3 protein-coding genes are annotated in these 8,779 nt (G+C 67.8%); all 3 read right to left on the reverse strand.

Going from position 1 to position 8,779, the window contains the following annotated elements; all coding sequences use genetic code 11:
• Positions 1 to 420: 420 nt before the first annotated feature.
• Positions 421 to 789: a hypothetical protein gene (locus C7C45_RS08695; RefSeq protein WP_110563101.1), complete on the reverse strand. Its 369-nt coding sequence runs from the start codon at positions 787 to 789 to the stop codon at positions 421 to 423.
• Between the two features lie 95 nt (positions 790 to 884).
• Positions 885 to 4,775, reverse strand: coding sequence for a DNA-directed RNA polymerase subunit beta' (locus tag C7C45_RS08700; RefSeq protein ID WP_110563102.1), 3,891 nt, complete (start codon positions 4,773 to 4,775; stop codon positions 885 to 887).
• Between the two features lie 80 nt (positions 4,776 to 4,855).
• Positions 4,856 to 8,287, reverse strand: coding sequence for a DNA-directed RNA polymerase subunit beta (rpoB, locus tag C7C45_RS08705; protein ID WP_110563103.1), 3,432 nt, complete (start codon positions 8,285 to 8,287; stop codon positions 4,856 to 4,858).
• Positions 8,288 to 8,779: the final 492 nt, after the last annotated feature.

Consider the following 8,779-nt stretch of genomic DNA (forward strand, 5'->3'; position numbering starts at 1 on the left):
GACGCCGGCGGACCCCAACCCGGCGGCGCCGGGGTCGGCGGACCCCAACCCGGCGGCGCCGACGCCGGCGGACCCCAACCGGACGGCGTCGGGGTCGCCGGCCCGGAGACCGGGTACGGCTGACCGGAGCCGGGCGGACCGGCCGTGGCCCAGCCGGAGGGCGGCACGGGAGACGGCGACGCGCCCCAACCCGGTGCGGACGCGGGTGGGTGCGGCTCGCTGCTCGGGCCGGGTCGCGCCCAGTCGTTCGGCTCGGACGGGGCCGGCGCATCGGGATGGCCGGCCGGTTCGTCCGCAGGGGGCCGCGCCGGATCCGTCACGAGGTCCTCCTGTCGAAAGGCCGCCACCACCGCACGGCGGACACCGGCCAGGCTACCGCCGAGAGTGCCGCCGCCCGCGCCGGGCGCGGCCACGGGCGGCTCAGTCCATGTTCGCCGGGTAGTCGTGGCCGAATGGGGTGCCGGCCATCCGCACGACCCCGATCACCACCACGGCCACCACACTGACGGCGACCAACACCAGGCCGGCCCAGGCCATCTGCTCACCCCGCCGCAGCCAGGCCCCGCCGGTCAGGAAACCCCCCGAGGAGTACGCCTCGCGGCGTGCCTGCCTGGCCAGTTGCAGCGCCACGGTCGCCGGCACCACCCCGCCGATGAACAGCCCGGTGAGCAGGCCGAGCAGCCCCAGCGCGAAAACCGCCCGCGCCTTCGTGGCGCGGGCCGGATCCGGGTCCAGCGGGTGGCGCAGGCCCTCCTGCGCGACGGACACCTGCCCGGGTGCGGTCGTCATTCCCCCATCATGCCGAACTCGGACCGGGGGTGGGTGGGTCCGGACGCGACGAGGCCCCCGGCGGATGCCGGGGGCCTCGTCGCGTGACTTGGTGCTTAGCGGTACGACCCGAAGTCGAAGTCGTCCAGCGGCACAGCCTGCCCGCTGGCCGGCCCGAAGCCGTAGTCGGTCTCCGGGTACCCGGTCATCGAGTAGACCTTGGCCTTGGCCTCCTCGGTCGGCTCCACCCGGACGTTGCGGTACTTGCTGATGCCCGTACCGGCCGGGATGAGCTTTCCGATGATCACGTTCTCCTTGAGGCCGACCAGCGAGTCGCTACGCGAGTTGATCGCAGCGTCGGTCAGCACCCGGGTGGTCTCCTGGAAGGAGGCCGCCGAGAGCCAGGAGTCGGTGGCCAGCGAGGCCTTGGTGATACCCATCAGCACCGGACGACCGGCGGCGGGCTCGCCGCCCTCCGAGACGAGCCGGCGGTTCTCCGACTCGAACAACGCCCGGTCGACCAGCACACCCGGCAGGAACTCGGTCGAGCCGGAGTCGATGACCGTCACCCGCTTGAGCATCTGGCGGATGATGATCTCGATGTGCTTGTCGTGGATGAGCACACCCTGCGAGCGGTAGACCTCCTGGACCTCACTGGTCAGGTGGACCTGAACCGCCCGCGGACCCATGATCCGCAGAAGCTCGTGCGGGTCGATGGTGCCCTCGGTCAGCTTCTCGCCGACCGCGACGTGACCGCCGTCGTGGGTCCGGAGCTTGACCCGCTTCGAGATCTTGTCGTAGACGATCTCTTCGCTGCCGTCGTCCGGCACCACGATGATCTTCCGCGAGCGCTCGCCGTCCTCGATCCGGATCCGACCCGGGGTATCGGCGATGGGCGCCTTACCCTTCGGGACCCGGGCCTCGAAGATTTCCTGCACACGGGGCAGACCCTGGGTGATGTCCTCACCCGCGACACCACCGGTGTGGAAGGTACGCATCGTCAGCTGCGTACCGGGCTCACCGATGGACTGGGCGGCGATGATGCCGACCGCCTCGCCGATGTCGACCGACTTGCCGGTCGGGAGCGACCGGCCGTAGCAGGCCGCGCAGACGCCCAGCTTCGACTCACAGGTGAGCACGCTGCGCACTCGGACCGTCTCCACCCCGGCGGCGACGATCTTGTCGACCCCGATGGAGTTGATGTCCTGACCGCGCTCGGCGACCACGGTGCCGTCCGGCCCCTTGATGTCGTCGGCCAGGGTCCGGGCGTGCACGCTGGTCTCGGCGTGGGTGTGGACGACGAGCTTGCCGTCGAGCTTCTCGCCGATCTGCATCGGGATCGCCCGGTCGGTGCCGCAGTCCTCTTCGCGGATGATGACGTCCTGCGAGACGTCCACCAGACGACGAGTCAGGTAACCCGAGTCGGCGGTCCGCAGGGCGGTGTCGGCGAGACCCTTACGGGCACCGTGCGTGGAGATGAAGTACTCCAGAACGGACAGACCCTCCCGGTAGCTGGCCTTGATCGGCCGCGGGATGATCTCACCCTTCGGGTTGGCCACCAGACCACGGATCGCCGCGATCTGCCGGAGCTGGAGCAGGTTACCGCGGGCACCCGAGTGGATCATCTTCCACAGCGGGTTCTCCTGCGGCAGCGCGGTGTCCATCTCCTTGGCGACCTCGTTGGTCGCCTTGGTCCAGATCGTGATGAGCTCGCCGCGACGCTCCTCGGCGGTCATCAGACCACGCTGGTACTGCTTGTCGATCCGGTCGGCTTCCGTCTCGTACCGCGCCAGGATCTCCGCCTTGCGCGGCGGAGCGATGACGTCCTCCATGCCGATCGTCACGCCGGACCAGGTGGCCCAGTGGAAACCGGCCTCCTTGAGCCCGTCCAGGGTGGCGGCCAGCGCCACCTTGGGGAAGCGCTCGGCGAGGTCGTTGACGATCGCGGAGAGCTGACCCTTGCGGATCTCGTAGTTCACGAAGCGGTAGCCCTGCGGCAGCGTCTCGTTGAACAGCACCCGACCCAGGGTGGTCTCGACGGTCAACGGCTCACCCTCGACCCAGCCCTCCGGGGCGGTCCACGCCTCGGCGCCAGCACCGTTGTCGACCCCGACCACGTCCCGGAGGCGGATCTTCACGAGCGCCTGCAGGTGCAGTTCGCCGTTGTCGAAGGCCATCCGCGCCTCGGCGTCCGAGCTGAACGCCCGGCCCTCGCCCTTCTTCTCACCGGCGGTGACGTGGGTGAGGTGGTAGAGACCGATGACCATGTCCTGGGTGGGCATGGTGACCGGCTTACCGTCGGCCGGCTTGAGGATGTTGTTCGACGACAGCATCAGGATCCGTGCCTCGGCCTGAGCCTCGGCGGACAGCGGCACGTGCACCGCCATCTGGTCACCGTCGAAGTCGGCGTTGAACGCGGTGCAGACCAGCGGGTGGATCTGGATCGCCTTGCCCTCGACCAGCTGCGGCTCGAAGGCCTGGATGCCCAGGCGGTGCAGGGTCGGCGCCCGGTTGAGCAGCACCGGGTGCTCGCCGATGACCTCTTCCAGCACATCCCACACGACCGGGCGCTGACGCTCGACCATCCGCTTGGCGGACTTGATGTTCTGCGCGTGGTTGAGGTCGACCAGCCGCTTCATGACGAACGGCTTGAACAGCTCCAGCGCCATCTGCTTGGGCAGACCGCACTGGTGCAGCTTGAGCTTCGGGCCGACCACGATGACCGAACGGCCGGAGTAGTCGACGCGCTTGCCCAGCAGGTTCTGCCGGAACCGGCCCTGCTTGCCCTTGAGCATGTCGGACAGCGACTTGAGCGGGCGGTTACCCGGGCCGGTGACCGGCCGGCCGCGACGGCCGTTGTCGAACAGTGCGTCGACGGCCTCCTGGAGCATCCGCTTCTCGTTGTTGACGATGATCTCGGGAGCACCGAGGTCGATCAGTCGCTTGAGGCGGTTGTTCCGGTTGATCACGCGGCGGTACAGGTCGTTCAGGTCCGAGGTCGCGAAACGGCCACCGTCGAGCTGCACCATCGGGCGCAGGTCCGGTGGGATGACCGGGACGCAGTCCAGCACCATGCCGAGCGGCGAGTTGCGGGTGTTCAGGAACGCCGCCACGACCTTGAGCCGCTTGAGCGCCCGGATCTTCCGCTGACCCTTGCCGGACCGGATGGTCTCCCGCAGGCTCTCGGCCTCGGCGTCGAGGTCCATGTTCTGGACCAGCGCCTTGATCGCCTCAGCGCCCATGGATCCGGTGAAGTACTCACCGAACCGGTCGCGCAGCTCGCGGTAGAGCAGCTCGTCGGTGACCAGCTGCTTCGGCTCCAGCTTGCGGAAGGTGTCCAGCACCTCGTCCAGGCGGTCGATCTCGCGCTGGGCCCGGTCGCGGATCTGGCGCATCTCGCGCTCTCCGCCCTCCTTGACCTTGCGCCGGACGTCCGCCTTGGCACCCTCGGCCTCCAGCTCGGCCAGGTCGGCCTCGAGCTTGGCGGCCCGCTTCTCGATCTCCGAGTCGCGGCTGTTCTCGGACTGCCGCTTCTCGGCCAGGATCTCGTTCTCGATCGTCGAGAGGTCACGGTGACGCGACTCGGCGTCCACGCTCGTCACGACGTACGAGGCGAAGTAGATGATCTTTTCGAGGTCCTTGGGGGCGAGGTCCAGCAGGTAGCCCAGCCGGCTCGGAACGCCCTTGAAGTACCAGATGTGGGTCACCGGAGCAGCGAGCTCGATGTGCCCCATCCGCTCACGACGGACCTTGGAGCGAGTCACCTCGACGCCGCAGCGCTCACAGATGATGCCCTTGAACCGGACGCGCTTGTACTTACCGCAGTAGCACTCCCAGTCCCGCTGCGGACCGAAGATCTTCTCGCAGAAGAGCCCGTCCTTTTCCGGCTTCAGGGTGCGGTAGTTGATCGTCTCAGGCTTCTTGACCTCGCCGTGCGACCACTGACGGATGTCGTCGGCGGTGGCGAGACCAATGCGCAGCTCGTCGAAGAAGTTGACGTCGAGCACTATGTCCCCTATGTCGTCGTCTGTACTGCTAATTCTCGGGTGGGGTCGGGGGCCGGCTGACCGGCCCCCGACCGCTCACCTCAGACCTCTTCGACCGAGCTCGGCTCGCGCCGGGACAGGTCGATGCCCAGCTCCTCAGCGGCCCGGAACACCTCGTCGTCGGTCTCGCGCATCTCCAGGGCCACGCCGTCGCTGGAGAGCACCTCAACGTTGAGGCACAGCGACTGCAGCTCCTTGAGCAGCACCTTGAACGACTCCGGGATGCCCGGCTCCGGGATGTTCTCGCCCTTGACGATGGCCTCGTAGACCTTCACCCGGCCGAGCACGTCGTCGGACTTGATCGTGAGCAGCTCCTGCAGGGCGTACGCGGCGCCGTACGCCTGCATCGCCCAGCACTCCATCTCACCGAAACGCTGACCACCGAACTGCGCCTTACCACCCAGCGGCTGCTGCGTGATCATCGAGTACGGGCCGGTCGACCGAGCGTGGATCTTGTCGTCGACCAGGTGGTTGAGCTTCAGGATGTAGATGTAGCCGACCGCGATCGGGTCCGGCAGAGGCTCACCGGAACGACCGTCGAACAGCTGCGCCTTGCCGCTGGAACCGATCAGCTGGTTGCCGTCACGGTTGGGCAGCGTGGACGCCAGCAGGCCGGAGATCTCGGCCTCCCGGGCGCCGTCGAAGACCGGGGTGGCCACGTTCGTGTCACCCTCGGACTCGTGCGCGTCGATCGAGCGCAGCTGCCGCTTCCAATCGGCGTCGTCGCCTTCGACCTTCCAACCGGTCTTGGCGACCCAACCGAGGTGGGTCTCCAGCACCTGGCCGATGTTCATCCGGCTCGGCACACCCAGCGGGTTGAGCACGATGTCGACCGGGGTGCCGTCCTCCAGGAACGGCATGTCCTCGATCGGCAGGATCTTCGAGATGACACCCTTGTTGCCGTGCCGGCCGGCGAGCTTGTCGCCGTCCTGGATCTTGCGCTTCTGGGCGACGTAGACCCGCACCAGCTCGTTGACACCCGGCGGCAGCTCGTCGCCGTCCTCGCGGGAGAACGTCCGCACACCGATGACCGTGCCGGTCTCGCCGTGCGGCACCTTCAGCGAGGTGTCCCGAACCTCGCGCGCCTTCTCACCGAAGATCGCGCGGAGCAGTCGCTCCTCCGGGGTCAGCTCGGTCTCACCCTTGGGCGTGACCTTGCCGACCAGGATGTCACCGGGGACGACCTCGGCACCGATCCGGATGATGCCGCGCTCGTCGAGGTCAGCGAGCATTTCCTCGCTGACGTTCGGGATGTCGCGGGTGATCTCCTCCGGGCCGAGCTTGGTGTCCCGAGCGTCGACCTCGTGCTCCTCGATGTGGATCGAGGTGAGCACGTCCTGCTGCACGAGGCGCTGCGACAGGATGATCGCGTCCTCGTAGTTGTGCCCCTCCCAGGTCATGAAGGCCACGAGCAGGTTGCGCCCGAGCGCCATCTCGCCCTCGTCGGTGCACGGCCCGTCGGCGATGACCTGACCGGCCTCGACGCGGTCGCCCTCGAAGACCACCGGCTTCTGGTTGACGCAGGAGCCGGCGTTGGAGCGGCGGAACTTGTGCAGCAGGTACGTCCGGCGGTGGCCGTCATCCTGGTGGATGGTGACGTAGTCGGCGCAGAGATCCTCGATCACACCGCCGACCTCGGCGACAACCACGTCGCCAGCGTCGACCGCGGCCCGGTATTCCATGCCCGTGCCCACGAGCGGCGCCTCGGCCTTGACCAGCGGCACCGCCTGGCGCTGCATGTTCGCGCCCATCAGTGCCCGGTTGGCGTCGTCGTGCTCGAGGAACGGGATCATGGCGGTCGCGACCGAGGTCATCTGCCGGGGCGAGACGTCCATGTAGTCGACGGCGCTGGGGACGACGTCCTCGGTCTCGCCGCCCTTACGACGGCAGAGAACCCGGTCCTCGGCGAACGTGCCGTCAGCCTTCAGCGGCGCGTTGGCCTGGGCCTTGACGAACCGGTCCTCCTCGTCCGCGGTCAGGTAGTCGATCTGGTCGGTGACCCGACCCTCGACGACCTTCCGGTACGGCGTCTCGATGAAGCCGAACGGGTTGACCCGGGCGAAGGTGGACAGCGCGCCGATCAGGCCGATGTTCGGGCCTTCCGGCGTCTCGATCGGGCACATCCGGCCGTAGTGGGACGGGTGCACGTCGCGGACCTCGAAGCCGGCCCGCTCCCGGGACAGACCACCCGGGCCGAGCGCGCTCAGCCGGCGCCGGTGGGTGAGACCCGCCAGCGGGTTGGTCTGGTCCATGAACTGGGACAACTGGGACGTCCCGAAGAACTCCTTGATCGCCGCCACCACCGGGCGGATGTTGATCAGGGTCTGCGGGGTGATCGCCTCGACGTCCTGCGTGGTCATCCGCTCGCGGACGACCCGCTCCATCCGGGACAGGCCGACTCGGACCTGGTTCTGGATCAGCTCACCCACGGTACGCAGGCGACGGTTGCCGAAGTGGTCGATGTCGTCGGCCTCGTAGCCGTCCTCACCGGCGTGCAGCCGGCACAGGTACTCCACGGTGGCAACGATGTCGTCCTCGGTCAGCGTGCCGGTGGTGATCGGCACGTCGACTTCGAGCTTCTTGTTGAACTTGTAGCGCCCGACCTTGGCGACGTCGTACCTCTTCGGGTTGAAGAAGAGGTTGTCGAGCAGGGTCTGGGCGTTCTCACGCGTCGGCGGCTCGCCAGGGCGCAGCTTGCGGTAGATGTCTAGCAGGGCCTCGTCCTGGCCGGCGATGTGGTCCTTCTCGAGCGTGGTCATCAGCAGCTCGGACCAGCCGAACCGCTCACGGATCCGCTCGGCCGACCAGCCGATGGCCTTGAGCAGGACGGTGACGGCCTGCCGACGCTTACGGTCGATGCGAACGCCGACCGTGTCGCGCTTGTCGATGTCAAACTCCAGCCAGGCACCCCGACTCGGGATGACCTTGACGCTGGAGAGGTCGCGGTCGGAGGTCTTGTCCGGCTGCTTGTCGAAGTACACGCCCGGAGACCGGACGAGCTGGCTGACCACGACGCGCTCGGTGCCGTTGATGACGAAGGTGCCCTTGGGCGTCATCATCGGGAAGTCACCCATGAACACCGTCTGGCTCTTGATCTCGCCAGTGGTGTTGTTGGTGAACTCCGCGGTCACGAAGAGCGGAGCGCAGTAGGTCAGGTCCTTCTCCTTGCACTCCTCGATCGAGGCCTTGACCTCGTCGAAGCGCGGCGCTGAGAAGGAGAGCGACATGGTGCCGGAGAAGTCCTCAATGGGACTGATCTCTTCAAGGATCTCCGCGAGACCCGAGCGTGCGTGCGGGTCGTCCGCCGACCGGCCCTGCCAAGCCTCGTTGCCGACGAGCCAGTCGAAGGACTCGTTCTGGATGGCAAGGAGGTTGGGGACCTCGAGGTGTTCGGTGATCCTGCCGAATGAAACTCGGCGGGGAGCGAATGCGCTCGACGTACGACTGGTCTTCGCAGGGCGGGAAGCTGCCAAGATGCGTCCTTCCGAGGACCGGTGCTGCAGAACGGCTGGTACGCGTGCACTCCAATGACCCCACCAGAAATATCCGTAAACGGACATTTCCGAGCAGGGGTCAAGTCGGAAGGCAGCGCAAACTAGCAGTGTAGCCGAGAGGCTAACCGCTGTCCAGCCCACCCCGCAGGTCGTTTGCGGAACGCGCCTCGGCCCCCGTAAACCGGGGTCTGCCGGGCCGCTCGGAACGCAACGTCCCCACGGGCCGCTCGGGTCGACGCGGCGATGGTGCCGCCGCTGTCATACCCACATCGTGGCCGTCGCAAGCGCGGTGTCTTGCTGGGTGTCAGCGTGCCTGGCAGCCCGGGGCCGCGTCAAGGGCCGGCATCCGGGTTGACGCTTCTTTCCCACCGGAGGGCGACCCGCGACGCTCGAACGGGTCGCCGGCGCCGGTGGTCGGAGCCCAGCTCAGGACCGTTCGGCGCCACGCACACCAACACGGCGGGCGGGGGG

Origin of the sequence: Micromonospora arborensis, from assembly GCF_003205615.1 — a bacterium.
In the GTDB taxonomy this organism is placed as follows: Bacteria; Actinomycetota; Actinomycetes; order Mycobacteriales; family Micromonosporaceae; genus Micromonospora; species Micromonospora arborensis.